Origin of the sequence: Aeromonas sp. 604176, from assembly GCF_049170755.1 — a bacterium.
In the GTDB taxonomy this organism is placed as follows: Bacteria; Pseudomonadota; Gammaproteobacteria; order Enterobacterales; family Aeromonadaceae; genus Aeromonas; species Aeromonas veronii_A.
Genome location: NZ_JAAKNE010000273.1, coordinates 1 through 1057, shown reverse-complemented (window position 1 = coordinate 1057; position 1057 = coordinate 1). Strand labels below are relative to the sequence as shown.

At 57.0% G+C, this 1057-nt stretch carries 2 protein-coding genes; both read right to left on the bottom strand.

The features are described 5' to 3' along the window. Window positions 1-101, bottom strand: a 101-nt coding sequence (locus G5358_RS21285; protein ID WP_421324903.1) for an anaerobic C4-dicarboxylate transporter family protein, incomplete at its 3' end; no start/stop codon positions are given. A gap of 125 nt (window positions 102-226) precedes the next feature. After that, window positions 227-1057: lyase family protein (locus G5358_RS21280; protein WP_421324902.1), on the bottom strand; the 831-nt coding region annotated here is incomplete at its 5' end.

The window sequence follows — 1057 nt, the reverse complement described above, 5'->3', positions numbered from 1 at the left end:
ACCAGTACCCCCAGACCACCGGCAAAGCCGATGCCGATGCTGCCTATCCGGGCCCCCAGATAGATAGCGGCGAGCACGACAAGTAACTCGATTCCAATCATAGCGATAACTCCATTTTTTAGTTTTTGGTTTTTATTTGGCAAAAAGCCAATTCCCGATCGGGCTGGGGATAAAGACCAATCGGGAACTGACTTTATGGGCCGGGAAGATCCCGGCCCACACTCGCTTATACGGCAGCTTCGCGGGTGAAACGCTTGGCTTTGTATTGCGGGTTCATCAGGTTCTCGATGGAGAGAATTTCGTCCAGCTGCTCGGCGCTCAGCAGACCGCGCTCAAGAACGACTTCACGGACGTTCTTGCCGGTCTGGGCACAGATCTTGCCGACGATATCCCCTTCGTGGTGGCCGATGAAGGGGTTCAGGTAGGTCACGATACCGATGGAGTTCAGCACGTGATTCATGCAGATTTCCGGGTTGGCGGTGATACCTTCCACGCACTTCTCGCGCAGGGAAATACAGGCTTTTTCCATCAGGCTCAGGGATTCGAACATCGCCTGACCAATCACCGGCTCCATGACGTTCAGCTGCAGCTGACCGGCTTCGGCGGCGAAGGTGATGGTGATGTCGTTACCGAATACCTTGAAGCAGGATTGGTTGACCACTTCCGGGATAACCGGGTTGACCTTGGCCGGCATGATGGAGGAACCGGCCTGCATTTCCGGCAGGTTGATCTCTTTCAGTGCAGTGCGCGGGCCGGAGGAAAGCAGACGCAGGTCGTTACAGATCTTGGACAGCTTCATGGCCAGACGCTTGATGGCGCCGTGCAGCATGACGTAGGCGCCACAGTCGGAGGTCGCTTCGATCAGGTCTTCTGCCGGCACATAGGCACGACCGGTGATCTCGGCCAGACGCTTGATAGCCAGTGCAGAGTACTCGGGCGGAGTGTTCAGACCGGTACCGATGGCGGTCGCCCCCAGGTTCACTTCCAGCAGCAGCTCCTGGCAACGCTTGATGGATTTGATCTCTTCGCGCAGGGTGACGGCGAAGGCGTGGAACTC